The 20,711-nt window shown below is 48.9% G+C and carries 22 protein-coding genes and 1 pseudogene; 14 read left to right on the forward strand and 9 right to left on the reverse strand.

Features of this window, described 5'->3' with window-relative positions; translation table 11 throughout:
- The 9 genes and pseudogenes from E0L21_RS25035 to E0L21_RS21535 all read left to right on the forward strand — a co-directional run.
- On the forward strand, positions 1 to 700 hold a 700-nt coding region (locus E0L21_RS25035; protein WP_165501939.1), incomplete at its 5' end, for an RHS repeat-associated core domain-containing protein.
- Between the two features lies 1 nt (position 701).
- The gene (locus E0L21_RS21495) at positions 702 to 1,079 is read left to right on the forward strand and encodes a hypothetical protein (protein WP_131413086.1); all 378 of its coding nucleotides are present in this window, start codon (positions 702 to 704) and stop codon (positions 1,077 to 1,079) included.
- 425 nt (positions 1,080 to 1,504) lie between these two features.
- Positions 1,505 to 1,924, forward strand: coding sequence for a hypothetical protein (locus E0L21_RS21505; protein WP_131413088.1), 420 nt, complete (start codon positions 1,505 to 1,507; stop codon positions 1,922 to 1,924).
- A 181-nt stretch (positions 1,925 to 2,105) separates the two neighbouring features.
- A pseudogene (locus E0L21_RS21510) lies at positions 2,106 to 2,708 on the forward strand (RHS repeat-associated core domain-containing protein); the annotation flags it as partial.
- A gap of 404 nt (positions 2,709 to 3,112) precedes the next feature.
- Positions 3,113 to 3,652 (forward strand): hypothetical protein, encoded by a 540-nt coding sequence (locus tag E0L21_RS21515; RefSeq protein ID WP_131413090.1) that lies wholly within the window; start codon positions 3,113 to 3,115, stop codon positions 3,650 to 3,652.
- 390 nt (positions 3,653 to 4,042) lie between these two features.
- A complete protein-coding gene (locus E0L21_RS21520) occupies positions 4,043 to 4,339 on the forward strand; it encodes a hypothetical protein (RefSeq protein ID WP_235855268.1) in 297 nt (98 codons plus the stop codon).
- Between the two features lie 7 nt (positions 4,340 to 4,346).
- Entirely contained in the window at positions 4,347 to 5,117 is a 771-nt protein-coding gene (locus E0L21_RS21525) for a hypothetical protein (RefSeq protein WP_131413092.1), read from the forward strand.
- 223 nt (positions 5,118 to 5,340) lie between these two features.
- Positions 5,341 to 5,967, forward strand: a complete 627-nt coding sequence (locus tag E0L21_RS21530) for an imm11 family protein (protein WP_131413094.1) — start codon at positions 5,341 to 5,343, stop codon at positions 5,965 to 5,967.
- A gap of 244 nt (positions 5,968 to 6,211) precedes the next feature.
- Positions 6,212 to 6,580, forward strand: coding sequence for an SMI1/KNR4 family protein (locus E0L21_RS21535; protein ID WP_235855269.1), 369 nt, complete (start codon positions 6,212 to 6,214; stop codon positions 6,578 to 6,580).
- A gap of 437 nt (positions 6,581 to 7,017) precedes the next feature.
- Here the strand turns inward: E0L21_RS21535 and E0L21_RS21540 are convergent, their stop codons facing one another.
- Positions 7,018 to 7,605: a DUF4291 domain-containing protein gene (locus E0L21_RS21540; RefSeq protein WP_131413096.1), complete on the reverse strand. Its 588-nt coding sequence runs from the start codon at positions 7,603 to 7,605 to the stop codon at positions 7,018 to 7,020.
- Between the two features lie 610 nt (positions 7,606 to 8,215).
- Between E0L21_RS21540 and E0L21_RS21545 the strand changes: the two genes are divergently transcribed.
- Positions 8,216 to 8,689, forward strand: a complete 474-nt coding sequence (locus E0L21_RS21545) for a hypothetical protein (RefSeq protein ID WP_235855270.1) — start codon at positions 8,216 to 8,218, stop codon at positions 8,687 to 8,689.
- A gap of 362 nt (positions 8,690 to 9,051) precedes the next feature.
- On the forward strand, positions 9,052 to 10,029 hold the full coding sequence (locus tag E0L21_RS21550; protein WP_131413100.1) for an AEC family transporter: 978 nt from the start codon (positions 9,052 to 9,054) through the stop codon (positions 10,027 to 10,029).
- 17 nt (positions 10,030 to 10,046) lie between these two features.
- Here the strand turns inward: E0L21_RS21550 and E0L21_RS21555 are convergent, their stop codons facing one another.
- Positions 10,047 to 10,841, reverse strand: a complete 795-nt coding sequence (locus tag E0L21_RS21555) for an SDR family NAD(P)-dependent oxidoreductase (protein ID WP_131413102.1) — start codon at positions 10,839 to 10,841, stop codon at positions 10,047 to 10,049.
- 200 nt (positions 10,842 to 11,041) lie between these two features.
- On the opposite strand from E0L21_RS21555, the gene E0L21_RS21560 reads away from it, so the two are divergent.
- Positions 11,042 to 12,133 (forward strand): iron-containing alcohol dehydrogenase family protein, encoded by a 1,092-nt coding sequence (locus tag E0L21_RS21560; protein ID WP_131413104.1) that lies wholly within the window; start codon positions 11,042 to 11,044, stop codon positions 12,131 to 12,133.
- Between the two features lie 2 nt (positions 12,134 to 12,135).
- Here E0L21_RS21560 and nikR read toward each other — a convergent pair whose 3' ends face one another.
- The 7 genes from nikR to E0L21_RS21595 all read right to left on the reverse strand — a co-directional run bounded on the left by nikR (position 12,136) and on the right by E0L21_RS21595 (position 18,540).
- On the reverse strand, positions 12,136 to 12,537 hold the full coding sequence (gene nikR, locus E0L21_RS21565) for a nickel-responsive transcriptional regulator NikR (protein ID WP_131413106.1): 402 nt from the start codon (positions 12,535 to 12,537) through the stop codon (positions 12,136 to 12,138).
- Positions 12,525 to 13,310, reverse strand: a complete 786-nt coding sequence (gene nikE / locus E0L21_RS21570; RefSeq protein ID WP_131413108.1) for a nickel import ATP-binding protein NikE — start codon at positions 13,308 to 13,310, stop codon at positions 12,525 to 12,527. The genes nikR and nikE overlap by 13 nt, the downstream gene beginning before the upstream one ends.
- A complete protein-coding gene (gene nikD, locus E0L21_RS21575) occupies positions 13,307 to 14,071 on the reverse strand; it encodes a nickel import ATP-binding protein NikD (protein ID WP_131413110.1) in 765 nt (254 codons plus the stop codon). The genes nikE and nikD overlap by 4 nt, the downstream gene beginning before the upstream one ends.
- Positions 14,071 to 14,904, reverse strand: a complete 834-nt coding sequence (gene nikC, locus E0L21_RS21580; protein WP_131413112.1) for a nickel ABC transporter permease subunit NikC — start codon at positions 14,902 to 14,904, stop codon at positions 14,071 to 14,073. Before nikC ends, nikD begins: the two co-directional genes overlap by 1 nt.
- A complete protein-coding gene (gene nikB / locus E0L21_RS21585) occupies positions 14,904 to 15,845 on the reverse strand; it encodes a nickel ABC transporter permease subunit NikB (protein ID WP_131413114.1) in 942 nt (313 codons plus the stop codon). Before nikB ends, nikC begins: the two co-directional genes overlap by 1 nt.
- Positions 15,842 to 17,413, reverse strand: coding sequence for a nickel ABC transporter substrate-binding protein (nikA, locus tag E0L21_RS21590; RefSeq protein ID WP_131413116.1), 1,572 nt, complete (start codon positions 17,411 to 17,413; stop codon positions 15,842 to 15,844). The genes nikB and nikA overlap by 4 nt, the downstream gene beginning before the upstream one ends.
- A gap of 269 nt (positions 17,414 to 17,682) precedes the next feature.
- Positions 17,683 to 18,540 carry a LysR family transcriptional regulator gene (locus E0L21_RS21595; protein ID WP_131413118.1) on the reverse strand — a complete coding sequence of 286 codons (858 nt, stop codon included), beginning with the start codon at positions 18,538 to 18,540 and terminating at the stop codon, positions 17,683 to 17,685.
- Between the two features lie 98 nt (positions 18,541 to 18,638).
- On the opposite strand from E0L21_RS21595, the gene E0L21_RS21600 reads away from it, so the two are divergent.
- Both E0L21_RS21600 and arnB read left to right on the forward strand, forming a co-directional pair.
- The gene (locus tag E0L21_RS21600; protein ID WP_131413120.1) at positions 18,639 to 19,145 is read left to right on the forward strand and encodes a phenolic acid decarboxylase; all 507 of its coding nucleotides are present in this window, start codon (positions 18,639 to 18,641) and stop codon (positions 19,143 to 19,145) included.
- A 428-nt stretch (positions 19,146 to 19,573) separates the two neighbouring features.
- Positions 19,574 to 20,710 (forward strand): UDP-4-amino-4-deoxy-L-arabinose aminotransferase, encoded by a 1,137-nt coding sequence (gene arnB / locus E0L21_RS21605; protein WP_131413122.1) that lies wholly within the window; start codon positions 19,574 to 19,576, stop codon positions 20,708 to 20,710.
- Position 20,711 lies beyond the last annotated feature (1 nt).

The raw sequence follows: 20,711 nt of genomic DNA on the forward strand, positions 1-20,711 counted from the left end.
CGTCTGGCAGGGCGTTTCCACCACCTGGGGACGCAGCGAGCGGGAAAACAGCAACGCGGGCTGGGACGTGCCGCAGAACCTGCGCTTCCAGGGTCAGTACCTCGACCGCGAAACCGGACTGCACTACAACACCTTCCGCTACTACGACCCCTGCGGCGGACGCTACACCCAGATGGACCCGATAGGGTTACTGGGTGGGCTGAATACTTATACGTATGTGGTGGATCCGCTGGGATGGGTGGATCCGCTGGGGTTGGCAGGAGAGGATGTTACAACTTTCTATCATGCCGGGGATATCAAGGGGATGATAGATCCTTCATTTGGTAATGGTCTGAAGGACTTTGATCCCTCTGGAAAAGGCGGATTCTACGTAACGACAGACCGAGCCCAAGCCGAAAGATGGGCACAGATGAGAACAGACAGGAATATGTCGATAACTCAATTTGATGTACCAAATTCAGAATTAGCCAAACTTAATATTAAAACATTTACTTCGGCTAATTCTGAGTGGGCTGATTTTGTTGCAAAAGCCCGTGCCGGGACTTTAGTTCATTCATATGATGCAGTAAGTGGCCCTATGTTATTAAATCTGAGAGATTTTAGACGAGGAGCTTCACCTAAAGCAGGTGGCACTCAGTTAGCTATATATAGCAAGAATGCAGCAGCAATTTTTAACAAGTTTAAGAAAGGGTGTAAGTAATATGATTAAAAATAATCAATTGAAAGATGGTTTAGTATTCGTAAACGAGGAAAATCCAAGCGAATCCGTCATGGTTAATTTCTTTACTTGGGTAAACCTAATTAAAGGAGTGATGGTATTCTATGGGAAAAAGACAGAAGAGGAAGCTCAAACTATAATTAGTAATGCACCTCTGTTATCCATTCCACCAAAAAATTATTTTGAGGCTTGTTTACTAGGGCATGAGGACGAATACTATTGGGCTATGGTCATGTCCCATGGCGATCGATATTTTGAAAAAGGATTTAGCTATACAGCACCAGATGATTATTTTGAATGGGAAAGTAAATATATAAAAGATCATAACCTTGAAAAGAATACATTGATCTTTAATGATTAAATAATGTTTTGTTGAGGCCGGTCTTTATTAGCCGGTCTTATATTTTTGGTGCAGCATATTTGATGTGAGAAAAAATATATTTTAATAATGAAACTAATGTATTTTTCTGCTGCTGTGTCAGATTGACAACTTCTAATGAAGACAAAAGCAATATAATTTTGGAATAACCTACTTCAAAGCATCGGATATCCAAATGATATTCATTACGTGAAGCAGATATGTCCTATATAGTTGATGCTGTAACGTGATGGAATGAGACGGGAAGATACTTAGGACCAAAATCCAAACTGGTTCGATCATGGATGTTAGATTCGAACAACTACTATTTAGATCATTATTCTATAAACCGATCGCAAGGTGCTATGCTTGGACAAGTGTACCTACCTCCGATCATATCGCCATAGTAAACTTAAGGAGTGACATTTATGCTTGGGATGAATCCCTTGATCATTGCTAAGATTAATGATGCAAATAATTCTTATAAAGATGGTGATATTGACGGGGCTGTAAAAAAATTAACTACTATTTTAAATGAATTAGACGAGTCGCCGGAGGGGCGGTATCAGAGCACTGAGGCACGATTAATTGCCATGAGTTTATATAAAATCTTTTTTGTTAAAAAAGATTTTAAACAAGCAAAAACATGGGCTGAAGAAGTGTTCAAATTCGAAATCCCTGAAAAAGCAACCTCGGAATTAATTAATCTTGGAGCTGTCCATTTCAAACTAGGCGAGCTTGATGAAGCATATAGTTGTTTCTTAAAGGCGTATGAAAAAGGAAAGTATCGTGCTTTTAAAGAAGAGGATAATGAGTACTGGGAGTTTTTTAAATCCAGAAATAGCTAGTTGTTAAGCCGGAGAGATAATTATATCTTTCCGGCGGTTGTACTAATAAATATCTCACTTGGTATCTATGATCCCATCAGAGTTCAGCGTTGCTTGGCAACATTATTCCCGTAGTTTGTGCTTTCCGTTAGTGCTAGTAATAAAAGATAAAAACTTATTAAAATTGTACTGATATTTCATCAGCCATGACGATGAACACCGCATCAGCCAGGTAATTATTGAAGGCGACGCGGAGTTCACCCGGGCCGAATACCGCTATGACGCGCTTGGTCGCCGCACGGAAAAACAGGTGTGGCGACGCCATACCCGCAACGCGGAACGCACGCAGTACGCATGGTCGGGTTTGCAGATGGTTGGCGAGTGCAGCGATAGCAACCCGGACGCCGCCGTGCAGTATATCTACACGGAAAACAGCTACGAGCCGCTGGCCCGCGTCGACAGCCGGGGCGAACACGCGGAGGTTTACTGGTATCACACGGAGCTGAACGGTCTGCCGGAAAAAGTGACCGACAGCAGCGGCGATATCGTCTGGCAGGGCGTTTCCACCACGTGGGGACGCAGCGAGCGGGAAAACAGCAACGCAGACTGGGACGTGCCGCAGAACCTGCGCTTCCAGGGCCAGTACCTCGACCGCGAAACCGGACTACACTACAACACCTTCCGCTACTACGATCCCTCCGGCGGGCGCTACACCCAGATGGACCCGATAGGGTTACTGGGTGGGCTGAATACCTCTACGTATGTGGTGGATCCGCTGGGATGGGTGGATCCGCTGGGGTTGGCAAGGATAGGTTGCTATCAGCCTCCAGAGCGAGATGTTTTCTACAGGTCTATGTCTGAACGAGATTATAATGTTCTAAAAACTACAGGGCGCATGCCGGGCACTACAGAGACGACAATTTCGCCAACCCGTGAATTTGCTCAAAATTATGATGGCATATTAGTGAAGTTTTCAATGAAGCCAGGCACGACTAATGCTTTGGAAAAAATAGGCATACGGGATAATTCTTCATTAACAGCAAATACATATCCGGAAATGCTTAGCCCAGCCAAGACTAAAGGTTGGGGCAGCCAATATGCAAGGTTTAAAGGAGAGGGAGAGCAGATTAACATTGCGCTAGGTAGGGAAGGTGGAAATGCTTTGAATATTTTTAATGACGGAATTAACTCATTTGAGGTGTTACCGAAATGACATTTAATAAAAGAGATTTAATCTTATCAGTAATCAATAACAAACCTCTCCGGCCCGGTAAAATTCGTGATGAGGAATTCTTAACTAAATTTTTAAAGGAAGGGGAAAGTTTAGATGAAGAAATATTTAGGGGTTTAAACTATTCCTTGAAAAATAAGGATGCTGTTTCATTGGAGTTGAATTTATATTTAGGTTTTCACTTCGGTTTTTCAGTGAAAAATAAAGATACTCTGGCTTCTTTATTACAAGAGGAATGGCATGAGAAACATGCGGATGTTTTAAGAGCTTTGTTAGCTTTGAAAGTTAATGATTTTACAGTTGTAGAGGCGATTTATAATTGCGCTATAACGGAGTTTGATTATTTGAGCGATGACAGGGAGGATGGCATATTTACTCTTGCTTCAGATTGTATTTATGCGCTGGCTAAAATCGGAACATCAGATGCAGTCCAAAAATTGAAGTTATTATCTGAAAGTAAATGGGAGGAGATAGGAGAAAAAGCTGTCGACGTTATGAGGGGTTATAACTTACAGTAAGTTTTTTTGAATATAAATTGGAGTTGTTTATTCTTATAATATACTTATTAATAATAAAGTTAAGGATTTTAAAAAACATATTAATATGCTTATTTTTGTATGCCAATCAAAAGGTTGGCATGATAAATAAAATAATATACTTTCTGAGTATATTATAATTTTAAATAGCGAAAGTATTAACCATTAACATGGTAGGGGGGATGGCTTTATATAATGAATCTCTAATTGCGGAACACGTTTGTGTTGGATCTGTTGGGATAATGGGATCATTGTAGGCTGACTGTCTGCTTTGTTCGTTAGGTTAATGGAACGAACATTTACGGTACTGACCAGGTAGACAAAACTCCGGGGCATAATCAGTTTTCTGAAGTTATTGCAAATAAGCTTGCAATGTCTGGAAAGTTCAAAGAAGTATACTTAAACCGCTCTTATAGCTTTGCTAATGGTAAAGGAATCTCTGCAAGGCGGCCTGATGTAATGGCGATTGATATCAATGGCAGAGTCCACTCGATAGAGTTAGCATCGAAAACAGATATGGGACGAAAATTACCCACCTTAACTTCGCGTAATGAAACAGCGATGAGTAATCTTCCTGTAACGAAGCAGGGTGAGATCATTGTTCTTGAACATCCTTATAATGCATCTGAGATAAAATCGATTCTGGATAATCTTATTTCAGGTATATAGGTGATATATGTATACAGGTATTTCATTATATGGCACAGAGCAGACAAATGCATCGAGTGCACTTTCACTAGGCGTATCTATATTTGAATCTTTAGATTTCTCCATTGTAGGATGCGGATATAATAAATATCTTAAAAATGGAGATCATAAGGAAGATCATGACCTTGTAGACGTCACTCTCTCTGAACTAGAGAATGCTATTTCTAGCGGTGAAGTTAACTCTTTTAGAATATATGATGAAAAAACAGGGTATACCCCATGGTTTGCATCATTTGGTCTTTCAACGAATGACTTCGGTAGTTTTCATCACATTGATATTCAGTTGCCTATGGTTACTGATGAGATTGTTAATTCAATAATAAGGAAAATAACATCATCAGTTTCGTTCGAATATGGAATTGTATATAAATGCGATAAAGCTAGTAAGGCATTTTATTACTCTACGGGTGATAACTTGGTTTCGATATACCCTTATGAAAACCCGTCGTTGTTTAAAAGGGATACTCCAGGGCGTTTCAATGGAGTCGAAACTTACAGACATTCAAAATTACGGATGATATATCCATTTAATTTAATTAACAGACAACATTTAAATATCCAGATTGATAGTCTGACACTGTATAAATGGATAATTGAAAATAACTTTGGCGAATTAATTAAGCTTAATGATGAATTATGGTGCTGGGCCATAGATGAGCAGCTTATTGAACCAGCAAGTAAAATTCTTGGTGATGCCGGCGTTCTAGTTTCGTGGAAGCAGGGTTTTTCAAAAAATTAGTTAAAGTATTATAAATATTTTTATTTTTCAGATGGATTGGGAATATATATTTCCCAATTTATTACTGTGAACTCGGGGCATGCTTATGCAACGTTTAATATTTAATCATTTGTGGTGCTTGGTAAATCGTCTAATGCACGTACTACAATTATCACGGCTTAATGTTGAATTAAGAGGTGGATTCATTGTTATATAAAACTCATCCGAATGTTGAGATATTTCTATGAATAATACAACTGAACAATTGTACGTTATGGAGTATTTGCCAGATGATGCGGGTTCTCCGTATTTTATGGATAAGGAGTGGATCCCTGAATTGCCGGATTATGATATTTTTACTGCTCCGCCAAGTGAAACTGAATTTTCTCCGGCATATCGTCTAAGAGCGAGTACCACACAACTTGATGGTGATTTTCTGGTTAATGATAACCTGGTTTCATTTGATTTTTTGAAACTCTGTGAAGAATCTCAGGTACGTAGCATTCATATTCCCGTTGAGGTCTCACTCCTTAAAAAGAAAAAACCTAAGAAAGAATATTATTTGTTTTTTTTACTAGATTATATTGAAATTCTTGATAAAGAAAAATCTAACTATACGATTTCTCAGGACATTGAATCAGGTTTACTGAACACACCAGAAGCTCGAGGGCTGGATAAAACATATTATGACACGATTGATTTATTTATAGTGAGAAAAGAATTAAAAAATAATCTCTTTTTCTGTCAGGAGTTATCAAAGCCAGTATGCTCAAAATATTTTAAAGAACGGTTTGAGATGTTCAATTTAAAAGGAGTTGAATTCAAGCCTATTGATGAGAGTTTTAAATATGATGCTTGGGCTGGTTGGTGATTATTAAATAACAATATCTCGACTGCTTTTAGTATTACAAATGGTCGTTTTGATAATTTATTAAAAGCGACCTAACTAACAGAACAGTGGGTTACCCGATTACAATGAAGAGAGCAGTGTAGTGGCATACTGCAGAGTTGTGCTGTTACATGGATGAAAAGGTGTTACGGGGCCACTGTCTCGCTCTTGCGGGTAAAATAAATATTATCAAATAAGTGCCCTAGGTTTACCGTGGAATTAATGTATGAATGATGACTTGTTCTTGAAAATCGCACAGGCAATTACGGATAGCGGTGAAGTCCACTATGGTAGCGGACCTGCAACGGAAGATTTGATCAGCTCTTATGAAGTTTCTTTAGGAGTCCCTTTTCCTGAATCTTATAAAACGTTTCTCAGAAAATATGGAACGTTAACGTTCAATGGCCTGTCATTTTATGGAATATCAAAACAGGGGCTATCAGCTAACTCTGCACCCGACGTTAAGTATGTAACCTTAGAAGCAATGAAAGCAGGTGATATAGATCATAATATGGTGAAGGTATTATCTTCAGGTTATGGTCCGTCATTTTCTATCGATACCTCCATTAAAATTAAAATGGAGAGTCTGCCGTAGTAGAAACAGAATTATCATTTAAAAGTGATGGAAGTAAAAACATTGTTGCTTATAGTTTCGCAGGATTTTTACTGCAAGAAATAGAAGCATCTTTAGAATAATAAATCTTCTACATGCAGGGTGGGAGGAATAATTCATTGCTCACATCTTTATTTTTTTGTGGGGAAGGGTTAATAACTTATGAAGTTTAATCGTGAAATTGTAATTTGGTTGGGTTATGTCAATACCATTGTTTATTGTCTAATAAACCCATCTTTTATTATAAAGTTTTAAGTTTTATAATAATGTTAAGTGCTTATATGAGCATAAATTTCCCCCCTTGGTTAAAAAATGGAAATGGCGCCTTTGTAATAAATTTTCTGTTCTCTTGTTCGCCTTATCTTATGGATGTCCCATCGTGATGGGATTTGAATCTCATATGCATATCGAAATCCCAATTAAATATCATAAACCCGCTCCTCCGGTAACAATTCAAGTGCTTCGCTGATGCGGTCATTTTCCACCAAATCATGAATTTTTGCGGCAAGTTCCGTAACATCGGTAATGTTCACAATCCATTTCTGGCAGTAATCGGCGACTGCCTGATTACGCAACCCTATCTGAATCGTGCGGTAATTCTGTTTGTTCAAACGAATATCACGCTCCGGGTCCCACTGGATAACCACATCCGACGCTTTTATTTTATTTTTCCATTCGGTTTCTTCTGTCCCGGAGTTCCGGTGATGGCTCAATATTCCCTGGTTGAGAATTTGCCTAAACCCTTCATGGCTCAAATCGATAGCCAGGATTCGGTGCTGATTTGGATCTTTCTTCCCCCAGCCGGAGCGGTACATCATCCACAAAAAAGAGGGTTTAATCCATGTCATGCGGGTCATACTGAAAGGCGGAGAGACGAAGGTACCATGCTCAAGCGCGCTGTCTGCGATGGTGTCGGCATAAGCCTGGTAAACGCGGATAAAATCGTTGTTGTAGAATGCTCTTAACTGCTTTTCGGCAGTCAATTCTTCTGTCTGGTCTTTTTTCATTATTAGTGTACTCATCCTAAGTGAACATATTGCCAGGTCATTCTATCACAGCGCTTAACGCCGATGGCATGCATGATACCGAAGTATAAAAATGATTAGCGTTCGAATTATAAAGTTGTTATGTAAGGCACATTCCTTCTCTTTTAATGTAACAAATTACATTCAGCATAAAAAAAACTAATCGAGACTTTCTGGCTACGGACAATGTTGCTGATCGCAATTACGCCGCAAACTGTTTTGCATTCGATGTGATTGATAGCATAAGCGATACTTACCTCTATCAGAAACTCCTTACCATGCATGAAACTCATGGCACTGACAAAATGCGTTCGAAACGAGACGGGTTGACCTACCAATAACCATAGTTTTTATAATGAAAATAGAGTCTATACGATTTGTCGGATGTTATTTTATGGACAGAACAGCCGCTATTCGATGAAAAAATATTTATAAAAGAAAAGCTAACGTATGCACTACACTCCATAGAAAGCTCCTCTTCTCCAGGGAATTGATAAAAGAAATTATTTGCATGTAGTACTGATTCATCCTGGATCTATTTAATTTTATATATCGTGCATCAGAGATGGTTTATGGTTACAGAAGGATGGTTATGGTTGACTTTAACGCGGATATTGTGAGCTTTATATCGTTAGGAAATGTTCATCTTGGAGAGTCTATTGATCTTTACCTTGATGATATTTTTAATAATTATAATGTGGAAATAAAAGAGTATTCTCTGCCTGCTCCGTCCAGTGAAATACGCTATGCCTATTCTGTGCAAAATGGCACGTTAATAATAGCAACCACCACGGATGATATTATTGTTTCAGTCGGCTGCAATGAAAAATATGTCGGGAAGTATAAAAACAAATTATATGCTGGAATTACCATGAAAGAACTTTCTCAGCGTAGCAAAGACCTGCGTATTCTGAACGGCGCGCTGATTGTTGACGAGGATTATGGTCTCTCGTTTACGCTGCCGCCGCCATACGATGAGATTGCAGATTCCCTTGAACAAATCCCGCATGATTTATCGCTGAATGAAATTTATGTGTGCGATCATTCGGGCTGGATAAGCAAATAATAAACCTCCTTTTGAAAACTCCGTTGATAATGATGTCTGAGGCAATTCAGCGCCAGGGGCAAAATCAACGGGGTTTTTACATTGATATTTACAACGCCATCGAGCCCCACTGATACACGATATTATCGACTACCAATCGCAGCTGGTTGACCAGGCTACAACTCCTTCAGGCGCATGGGTGCAGCAGAAGAGATAGGAAGACCAGGTTTTAGCGCCAGCGCTGCGAGCGTGAGATGAAACGACATGCTTTTTCAGCTAAAACATCAAAGCTGGCGTCAGGCACGCTGACGTCGGTAGCTCCTTACCCTATACTGCGGAAAACAAAAGAAAATAACCGCTTCGCTACATTTACAGGGTAAAGAATGGATACGGCTGAATTCTTCGGGCAGCTCGCGCAACAACTGCTGCTCTCTGCACCGCTCTTTTTATTGATTGCGCTGGGATATTGCCTCGGGCGCTTCGCCGGTTGGCCTGAATCGATTAATGAAGGCCTTAACCGCTTCTGCTTTAATGTGGCTATTCCATGCATGTTATTCAAAGTGATGAGCAAGTTCTTTGAAAGCCCGCCAGTGGATATGCGGCTGCTGATTGCCTACTTCGGCACCTGTTTTATCATCTATGTGATTGGGCGCATCGCGGCGAAAAGCGTGTTTCGTATGGACGCGGTTTCTGCCTCGGTGTTCGGTCTGGCGGGCATTTTCTCCAATAACGTGATGCTGGGCATTCCGGTTGCCATCATTTTGCTTGGCGCATCGAGCCTCTCGTCGGTGGCGTTGGTGCTGGTGTTTAACAGCCTGATTTTATGGACACTCGTGACCGTGTCGGTGGAATGGGCGCAAAACGGCAGTTTCTCGGTGCGGGGAATTGGCAAAACGCTGGTGAGCGTGCTGCGCAACCCAATTATCATCGGTATCTTCAGCGGGTTCGCCTGGAGCTTGTTGATTCATCGCCCGCTGCCGACGTTCCTCGATAGCCCGGTAAGCATGGTGGCGCAGGTCGCCGCGCCATTAACGCTTATCACCCTCGGCATGAGCTTGTCGCGCTACCAGATCCGCAGAGGGTTGCCTGAAAGTTTGACCATCTGCCTGCTAAAACTGATTTTGATGCCTGCTTTGATTTGGTTGATTGCCTGGTTGCTGCATCTGCCGCGTGAGGAGAGCCAGGTGGTGGTGCTGTTGGGATCGATGGCGGTGGGGATTAACGTTTATCTGATGGCGCAAAAATTCCAGGTGTTGCAGGGCGCGACGGCGACCAGCATGCTGCTTTCCACGCTGCTGTCGACCGTGACCACGCCGCTGTTTATGATCCTGATGACGCATTTCTATCCGAACTGGCCCTGAGGCCAGCCGGAAAATCATCAAACAATATCATCCACCACGCCGCCGTCCACGCGCAGCGCCGCGCCGGACGTTGCTGAAGCCTGTTTTGAACAGACATAGACCACCATATTCGCTACCTCTTCTACCGTGGCGGCGCGCTGGATAACCGAGCTGGGGCGATGCGCCATCACAAACTCTTTTGCCAGCGTTTCCAGCGATTTACCGGTCTTTTCCATCTCTTCTTTCATCATTCCGGCAAAGCCGTCCGACATGGTGGGCCCTGGCAGTACGCTATTGACAGTGACGCCACTTCCGGCGACAGCTTTCGCCAGCCCGCGCGCCAGCGAAAGCTGTGCGGTTTTCGTCACGCCGTAGTGGATCATATCCGCCGGGATATTCAGCGCCGATTCTGAAGAGATAAACACCACACGTCCCCAGCCCTTTTCCACCATCGCGGGCAGCAGTGCACGCGAGAGGCGCACACCCGACATCACGTTGGTTTGCCAGTAATTTTCCCAGGTCGCATCGTCGGTGGCGTAAAAATCCTGCGGGCCGTAAATCCCGGCATTATTCACCAGAATATCGACCTCACCGCTCGCTTTCAGCAACGTTTCCACGCCCTGCGCCGTGCCGAGATCGGCAATCACGGTGCGCAACTTCGCACTCGGTACCTGTTTTTCCAGCGCTGCTTTTGCCTTATTCACCGAACCTTCGCTGCGCCCGTTAAGGATCACTTCCGCGCCGCTTTCCGCCAGTCCTTTGGCAATCGCAAAACCAATACCGCCCGTCGAAGCGCTGACCAGCGCGACTTTACCGTCGAGAGAGATTTTCATTGTCTGCCCTTTAATTGAGTGGATTTAACAAATGTATTAAGGCTAGCAGTTGAAGCGGGAAGCGCGTTGCCAATTGTTGCTCGCATCGCGCGCATTCTGGCTTATACGGTTCTCTGCATTACATTGCTGATTTTATTGCTTCCCTGCTATGAACCGCGCCAGGAAGATAACGGCTCTTCTCCTGGCAACATGGACAGCCAATGCTCGCAATCAACACACCGCAAACCTGGTTTCATCACGCGGGTATCCGCCACGAAGCGGGGAAATATCTTGCGCCTGTGACTCGGCATATTTTGATTATCACCAGTGCGCAGGCGTGGGCGCGGGTCAATCCGGCGCTGGAAAACAGCCTGCGCGCGCACGGCGTGAAGTGGCAAACCGAAATCATGACCGGATACTGCACCGACGAGCGGGTGGCGCACTATGCAAAACAGGCGCGTAAGCTCGGCGTGCAGTGGATTGTTGGCGTGGGGGGAGGGCGGGTGCTGGATACCGCCAAAGCGGTGGCGGATGCCATTGATGGCGGTGAGTCTGTCACCCTGCCAACGGTGGCGTCAACGTGTGCCGCCTGGTCGCCGCTGGCGGTGTTTTACACCGAAGAAGGCGGGCAAATCCGCAGCCAATTATTAAAAACGCTGCCGCGGCTGGTGCTGGTAGACAGCGAAATTATCGCGCAGAGCGATGTGCGTTATTTAAAAGCGGGCATTATCGACGCGCTGGCGAAATGGTACGAATTTCGCCCCTATTTACAGCACTCGCCGGATAACCTGGCATTGCAGTTAAAAGTACAAACCGCCCGGCTGGCGGTGGATATTTACGAAAAACACGGCGCGCAGGCGTTGCGGGATAACAAAGCGCAAAGTGTGACGCCTGCGCTGGTCAATGTCATTGACGCCAATATCGCCATCGCCGGGATGGCGAACAGTATTCGCGGCGAGATCCCAACGCCTGGCGTGGCACACGCCATTCATAACCGCCTGACTTATGAACCGGCACTGCGCGACTGGCTGCACGGCGAGCGCGTAGGATTCAGCCTGCTGGTGCAATCTTTCCTCGAAAACGACAGCGATACGCCGGATGTCACGCTGCTGGCGCTGTTACGCCAGTACGATGCGCCGTTGACGCTGGCACCGCTAAAAGAGATCCGCCTGGCGGTGATCCAGGCGGTGGCGCGTAGTATTCACTTTCCGCGAGCGGCGGCGGAATATCTGCCGTTCTCGCTGGAGCCCGCGCGCATTGAGTGGGCGCTACGCCAGACCGAGCAGTTTTTTACCACCCGCTACGCAATATAGCGTTATTTTTCGGCGGCGAGACACTGCAAATGGCCGTGACGCACGCCGCGCTGGGCGATAACGTCATCGGCGAAGTGTTGTACATCGCCCATTTTGCCTTTTAGCACGGCGATTTCGAGGCAATCGTCGTGGCTGATATGCACATGCAGCGTGGCGACAGATAAGTCGTGGTGATGGTGTTGCGTGGCGACAATGCGGCTTGCCAGATCGCGCTTCTCATGTTCATACACATACGACAGCACCGCGTAACCCTGCTGTTCATTATCCTGCACGGACTCCTGAGCCAGCGCGCTTCGCAAAATATCCCGCAGCGCTTCCGAACGGTTGTGGTAACCGCGCCGCGCGCTAAGGTTGTCCAGCGTATCGAGCAGGTCATCATCCAGAGTTATCGTCACGCGTTGCATGGTTGCGTCCTTTGTAATGAGAGAGGGAAAGCGGGCAGTACCGCTTGTTGCAGCGCTTGCCCAGCCGGAGAGAGAAAGCGCAACGGTGACGTCACATCGAGCGTTTCCACCAGTGCGCCGGTCTCCATCACCAGTACGCGCTGGCAAAAACGTTCCACCAGCCGCAAGTCATGGGTGATGAACAGGCAAGCGACGCCGGAGCGCTGTTGTAGCCGCTGTAAGAGCCGGATAACGCCGGCTTGCAGCACCAGATCCAGGCTGGAAACCGCTTCATCCAGAATCAATAGTGTCGGTTCCACCGCCAACGCCCGCGCCAGGCAAACACGCTGCAACTGCCCGCCGCTCAGCTGCGGGGGGCGTTTATCGAGCAGCGAAGTATCCAGCTCGACATCTTCCAGCAATTGCCGGATGCGTGTCTGCTGCTCTGCTTTGGGCAATTTCAACAGATGGCGCAGCGGTTCGCACAGAATCTCGCGCACGGTTTTACGCGGGTTCACCGCGCTGACCGGATCCTGAAACACCATCTGAATATCACGGCGAAACGCCTGGCGGGCGCGGGCGTTAAGCTGTTTCAACGGTGTGCCCTGCCAGCGCACTTCGCCTTCATCTGGCGATTCCAGCCCAACCAGCAGCCGCGCTAGCGTACTTTTCCCGCAGCCGCTGCGCCCGAGCAGCGCCACGGTTTCCCCGCTTTTTAACTGGAAAGAGATATTGTCCAGCACAGGTCGACGGTGGTAGGTGTGAGATACACCGCTCACATCAAGAAGGTTCATTGCGCCAGCTCCAGTCCATACAGTGCCAAATGGGCCGCGACTAATTCGCGTGTAATAGCATGTTGTGGCGCACTGAACAGGGTTTCCACTGCGCCCTGTTCGATAATGCGCCCGTTATCCATTACCGCGACATCATCCGCCAGGCGCGCTACCACGCCCATATCGTGAGTCACCAGCAACATGCCGGGCTGACGCTCGCGCATAATCTGCGCCAGCAAATCCAGAATGCGCGCCTGTGCCACCACGTCGAGATCGGTGGTGGGTTCATCGGCCACGATAAACGGCGCATCGCTCAGCAGCGCCATGGCGATCATCATGCGTTGCAACATGCCGCCACTCATCTCGAACGGGTAAAGTGTGAGCACGCGTTCGGCGTCCTCCAGCCCGACATCCTGCAAGGCCGCGAGCAATGTCGCGTTATCGCCTGATTTACCGAGTGCCTGGCACGTTTCCCGCGCATGACCGGCCATGGTGCGCAGCGGGTTAAAGGCGCTGCGCGGGTTTTGCATAATGGTGGCAACCGTCGTACCGCGCAGCGCTTGTGGTGTGACGGGCTGATTATCCGCCAGCAGTCGACCTGCCGTTTGCCGCACGCCCGCAGGCAGCACGCCGAGCGCCGCCGCACAGGTCAATGATTTGCCGCTGCCGCTACCGCCCACCAGCGCCAGCACGCGCCCGCGTTGCAGGGTTAACGACACCTCCTGCACCAGCGGTCGTTCCGCGTGCAGGGTGATATTTTCCAGGCTCAGTTGTGCAGGCATCAGTGGGCGTGCTCCGTTTCCAGGTGAGGATCGAGATGGTCGCGCAGCGCATCGCCCACCAGGTTAAACGCCATCACGCTGATAAACAGCGCCAGCCCCGGCCACACCATTTGCAGCGGCTGCGTCCAGATATATTGCCGGGCGTCATTGATCATCACGCCCCACTCCGGTGTTGGCGCGGTGACGCCAAGCCCGAGGAATGACATCCCGGCGACGTGCAGCATCATATGGCCGATATCCAGCGTCGCCAGCACCAGCAGTGATGGCACCACCGCACCCGCCAGATGATCGCGAAACACATGCAGATAACTTGCGCCACTTAGACGCGCCGCCAGCACATACTCGCGGCTGCGCAGCGAAATCACCAGACTGCGCACCATGCGCGCGTACCAGGCCCAGTGCGAAAGCGCGATGGCGATGATCACGTTGGTCAGGCCGGTGCCGAGTACACCGACCATAAAAAACGACAGGATCGAGGTGGGAAAAGTCATAAAGATATCCGCCACGCGCATGATGGCCTGATCGACGCGCCCGCCGAGCAACCCGGCACAGCCACCGGCGCTTAAACCGAGCGCCAGCACCAGCAGCAGACACATCATCACCGAGCCCAGCGATACGCGCGTAGCCGCCATTAAGCGTGAGAAAATATCGCGCCCCAGATGATCGGTGCCGAGCCAGTGTTGGCTGCCCGGCGGTAACAGACGTGCGGGTAAATCGATGGCTTGCGGATCGTAAGGCGTCCACCACTGGCAAGTCAGGGCAATTAACAGCAGCAACAGCAGGATCAGCAGCGCGAAACGCACCGGCCAGCGGGCCGTTTTCACAAAGTGCATCAGTGCGCTCCTTCATGGTGGCGAATGCGGGGATCGAGCGCTGCGCTCAGCAGATCGACCAGCAGATTGCACAGCACAAAAACCATTACCATTACCAGCGTAAAGCACTGGATCACCGGATAGTCGCGATTGAAGATTGCCGACACGGCATAGCGGCCAATACCGGGCCAGGCGAAGATGCTTTCGATGATCATCGTGCCGCCAATCAGCTCGCCAATATGCATGCCCAGCGCGGTGATCACCGGCAGTGAGGCGTTACGCAGAATATGCCGCCGCTCGGTCTGTTTGTCGCTTAACCCGCGCAGCCGCGCCCACGTCACGTGGCGTTGCCCGGCGGCTTCCAGCATGCTGGCGCGTAGCAGGCGGGCGTTGATCGCCAGCGACATAAAAGCAATTGAAATCGCTGGCAGGATCAGATGCTGCCAGCCGCCATAGCCCATGGCGGGCAGCCACTGCAAATGCACGGAAAAAAACATTACCAGCAGGAAGGCCAGCCAGAAGTTCGGCATCGACACGCCAAGAAACGCTACCGCGCGCACCACAAAATCAGGCAAGCCATCGCGGTGGCGCGCCGCCCAAATACCAAGCGGTACAGAGGTGAGCAGAATCAGCGCCAGCGCCGCGCCAGCGAGTTGCAATGTTGCGGGCAGAAAATGCAGCACATCATCAAGCACCGGGCGCTGCGTGGCATAAGAGATGCCGAAATCGAGATGCAGCGCGCGCCACAGCCAGTGGAGGTATTGGCTGGCGAGCGGTTGATCCAGCCCCAGTTGAATGCGGGTCGCGGCAATCATTTCCGCCGTTGGCGGCAGGTTCGACAGGCGCAGATAATCCATCGCCGGATCCCCTGTGCCCAAACGCAGCAACAGGAAAATGACCACCGACGCGGCGACGATCATCGGGATCAGTAACAGCAGACGGTACAGTAAAAAGCGGCTCATTGCGCGGCGTCCGGGGTTATCTGATCAAACGGGATCTCCGAGGCGATAGGGGCAAACGGAATGGTGCCGAGCTGCGGTTTTGCCACCACCATCATCGAGATATAACTGATTGGCAGATAAACCGCGTCGTTGTGCAAACGGGTGAGAATATCCCGGTACAGCGCCTGGCGCGCGCTGTCATCGCTGGTGGTCAGCACTTCGCCAATTTCTTTGTCGATAATCGCTTTGTCCGGCAGGCCTAACTGCGCCTGGTAATCGGCATGCGACGGCACGCGCATTGAACTCATAAACGCATGCGGATCGTACGGTGCGCCCCAGGTGCGGTTGAAAATCATGCCGAAACGGCCATCGCGCTGTCGAGCATAAATACTGCTCTCTTCTTCGCCAATTAATGCGACATCTACGCCGATCTGCTGCAAATTAGCCTGAATGATTTCGGCCATCGATTTACTCAGTGCATCGGTGCCGATATAAGCCAGTTCGATATGCAACGGTTGCCCGGCTTTTTCGCGGACGCTTTTCCCTGCGGGAAGTTGCCAGCCTGCTTTATCCAGCAGCGCACGCGCCTGCGCGGGATCGTACTGGCGCGGTTTCAGGCCGATATTGGCATACGGCACGGAAGGGGCGAACAGCGTGTCGGCAACTTGCTGTGTGCCATACAGTGCGCCATCAATCAGCGTTTTTTTATCCACCGCGTAGTTCAGCGCCTCGCGCACGGCTAACTCGTTTGTGGGCGCATGCGTGGAGTTCAGTGCCAGCATTACCGTCTCCATTGGCGCAGAAAGCTGGGTGCGCCAGGCCGGGTTCTGGCTGAAACGGGCAAACGTATCCAGCGGCAGCAAACCTTCGTTGCCGTAAAGCAGATCAATATCGCCTGTTTCAAACGCCACCGCGCGGCTGGTTGGGTCGGGGATGACTTTGACGATAATTTTGCTAAGCGCCGGTTTCGTACCCCAGTAGTGTTCATTACGCACCAGCACGTCGTACTGGTTCAGCTTCGATTCCTGCAAAACCCACGGCCCGGTGCCAATAGGCGCATTAATGCCGTTCAGGGTTTCGTGGTTTTTAAACTGTGACGGGGCGATAAAGCGGAACGGGCGGGGCAGAGCAAGCTCTTGCAGGAAAGGGTAATAGGCGCTTTTCAGGGTGATTTGTAACTGGTTGGGACTAAGGGCTTTGACGTCGGTGATTTGGTTGGCAAGTTCAAGCCAGGCGTGGCGCTGGCGATTATCCAGCACGGCGCGGAAGTTCTCCGCAGCGGCGGCGGCGTTAAACGGCTCGCCGTTAGAGAACGTCACCCCGTCGCGCAGGGTGAAGACCCAGGTTTTGCCGTCCTCCGAATGCGTCCAGCTTGTCGCCAGCCAGGGTTTCACGCTGCCGTCGGCCTGATATTTCACCAGTGGTTCATAAACCATGCTTTGCGCGAACATCTGGTTTGGTGTGTAAAGATGCGGGTTGAGCGGGCCAACATTCACCGGCCATGCGGTAGTTAGTGTGTTTTGTGCCGCGAAAACGGCAAAGGATGCGCAGAGCAGAAGCAGAGCGCCAGCTTGACGATAGAAAGACACGTTCGGTTTCCTGACGAAAAGTCGGTGGCGAGAAAGTATGACGATTTTAGTAATTCATCATACGAATAGTATGTTCTGGATCAAAGGCCCTGTTTTTAACAAGGATTTATCGCATTTAGCGTGATGTGTATTGCTGGCTGGCGGGGGGAGCGCCCGGTACGCGCAAGGTGATTTATTCTCCGGGGTTATCGCTTTGGCTGGCGTAAGCATTGAGCGAGACGTACGACGCGACGTTAAAAAGCTGCTTGCAGATATTCAAGGTCAGAGCGCTACGCCTTAAACAGTTGCAACAGCATTTCCACTTGCTCATCAAGCGGCGCGAGGTCCTTTTTCACAATCAGGTGCAGCGGTGTGGCGCGGCGCGTACCGTGGCTGAGTGGCAGGGTTTTAAGCACGCCGCTGTCGAGCAATGGCTGAATGCGCTCCTCGGGTAGCCAACCGTAACCCACTTGATACAGCACGGCTTCCACCGCCGCATCGATGGTGGAGAACGTCCACGACTCCTGCGCCACCGGGCTTTGCCGGTTATTGCTTTCGGCAATGCGAATCAGCGGCCAGGCGGCGAGCATCTCTTCGCTCACCTGCATTGATGCGCACAGTGGGTGATCGCGGTGTGCCACGGCGACAAAATCAATGTTCATCAGCCACTCGCCGCGCCCGGTCATATCCTGGCGGCGGGTCAGGATCATGACATCGGCTTGCGCATGTACCGGTAATTCGCTGGAGGCGGTCTCCAGCACTTCGGTTAGCCGCACCTGCGTTTGCGGATAGCTCTGCTGAAACTGGCGCAAAATGGCAAACAGCCGCGCGCGGGGAAAAATGCTGTCGACGACTAAATCCAGCCGCGTGCGCATGCCATTGCGTAGCGTGACCGCGCGGGTTTCTACCCAGTCGAAAGCCTTGAGCAACGGTTTTACCTGGTTGAGCAGCAATTCGCCTGCTGGAGTAAGTACCGCGCGCCGCCCTTCCTGTACCAGCAGAGCAACGCCGAGCCGCTCCTGCAACAGCGCCAGGTTGTAACTGACCGATGACTGGCTGCGGTGCGTCTCTTCCGCCGCTTTCGCAAAGCTCCCCAGCTCCACCACTTTTTGCAGTAGCGTCCATTGTTCCAGCGTTGTCTTGTGCATAACTCATCTAAAAAATGAATGAATTTGATGCAAATATAGCGTTATTTATTCGTTTTTTGCAGGCGTACGATCATTTCAAACACCAGAGGAGATAAAAAATGAGCACCTTTGATAAACATGATTTGAGCGGTTTCGTCGGCAAACATCTGGTTTATACCTACGATAATGGCTGGAATTACGAGATTTATGTGAAAAACGCCACAACGCTTGATTACCGGATTCACAGCGGTATCGTGGCGAACCGTTGGGTGAAAAACCAGCAGGCATTCATCGTTCGCGTAGGCGAAAGTATCTATAAAATTTCCTGGACTGAACCGACCGGCACCGATGTGAGCCTGATTGTGAACCTTGGCGATCGCCTGTTCCACGGCACCATTTTCTTCCCGCGTTGGGTTATCAATAATCCGGAAAAAACTGTCTGCTTCCAGAACGATCACATTCCGTTGATGGAGTCTTACCGTGCAGCTGGCCCGGCTTATCCCACCGAAGTGATCGATGAGTTCGCTACCATTACGTTTGTGCGCGATTGCGGCGAAAATAATGACAGCGTGATTGACTGCGCTGCCAGTGAATTACCGGCCAGTTTTCCGCAGAATTTGTCATAAAAATTTCACGGTATTTAATATATTTTTATTGTAACGAGCGAAATAATTAATTGCATAATGATATTAATTTTCGTGTATTCGTTGATGTGCCGTTTAAATAACGAAGCTAACGCCTTTGTATACATTGCAAGGGCGTTAAATATTTCACTTTTTTGACATTCATCACGTTAAGATTTTGCTATTTTCATTTGTAACCTGTTGTTTGAAAAATATTATTTCATATCTGTTAAGCTTATCATTTCTCCCTTTTCTTAATCTTGTCCTAATATTCAATTGGTAGCATTCTACGACTAACCGTAACGAATAATAAATGCAGGAAACGCGCATTCATTATATTTTGGTTTAACTTCCATCCGCCATTTTACTCACTAGCCGCAGCGTGTCTTTGTGGCGGTCCGTTAACGCGTCAATGACGCCAAGGAATGATGATGAGTGATTTTTTACCGTTCTCGCGCCCGTCAATGGGGGATGAAGAGTTCGCAGCCATTCAGCAAGTGCTGGCATCCGGCTGGATCACGACAGGCCCCAAAAATCAGGCGCTGGAAGACGCTTTTTGCACACTGACCGGCAACCGCCATGCCATTGCCGTTAGCTCGGCGACGGGTGGCATGCACGTCACCCTGATGGCGCTGGGGATCGGGGCCGGAGATGAAGTGATTACCCCGTCGCTGACCTGGGTTTCCACACTCAATATGATTGTGCTGCTCGGCGCGACGCCGGTGATGATCGATGTCGATAAAGAGACGCTGATGGTCACGCCGGAAGCTATCGAAGCGGCTATCACGCCACGTACCAAAGCGATTATTCCGGTGCATTACGCCGGTGCGCCGGTAGATATTGACGCCATTCGCGCGATGGGTGAAAAGCACGGTATTCCGGTGATTGAAGACGCCGCTCACGCTGCCGGAACGTACTACAAAGGTCAGCATGTGGGTTCACGCGGCACCGCTATTTTCTCCTTCCACGCCATTAAGAATATGACCTGTGCGGAAGGTGGGCTGGTCGTGACGGACGATGAACAACTGGCAAACCGCATTCGCAGCCTGAAATTCCACGGGCTGGGCGTCGATGCTTATGACCGCCAAACCCACGGCCGCGCACCGCAGGCTGAAGTGATCTCCCCTGGTTTTAAATACAACCTCGCCGATATCAACGCAGCGATTGCGCTGGTGCAACTGGGCAAACTGCCCGCCGCGAATGCCCGCCGCCAGGAGATTGCGCAACGTTATTTGCAGGAACTGGCGGATACGCCGTTTCAGCCGCTGGCTTTGCCCTCCTGGCCGCATCAGCACGCCTGGCACCTGTTTATTATTCGCGTCGATGAGCAACGTTGCGGTATCTCCCGCGACGCATTGATGGAAACTCTGAAAGCGCAAGGCATCGGCACCGGCCTGCATTTTCGCGCGGCGCATACGCAGAAATACTACCGCGAACGCTTCCCCCTCTCTTTACCCAATACGGAGTGGAACAGTGCGCGTATCTGTTCACTACCGCTTTTCCCGGATATGACCCATGACGACACAACCCGCGTCATTCACGCGCTCCGCAACATTGCAGGGCGCTGAT

The sequence above is a fragment of the Kosakonia quasisacchari genome (assembly GCF_004331415.1).
Lineage (GTDB): Bacteria > Pseudomonadota > Gammaproteobacteria > Enterobacterales > Enterobacteriaceae > Kosakonia > Kosakonia quasisacchari.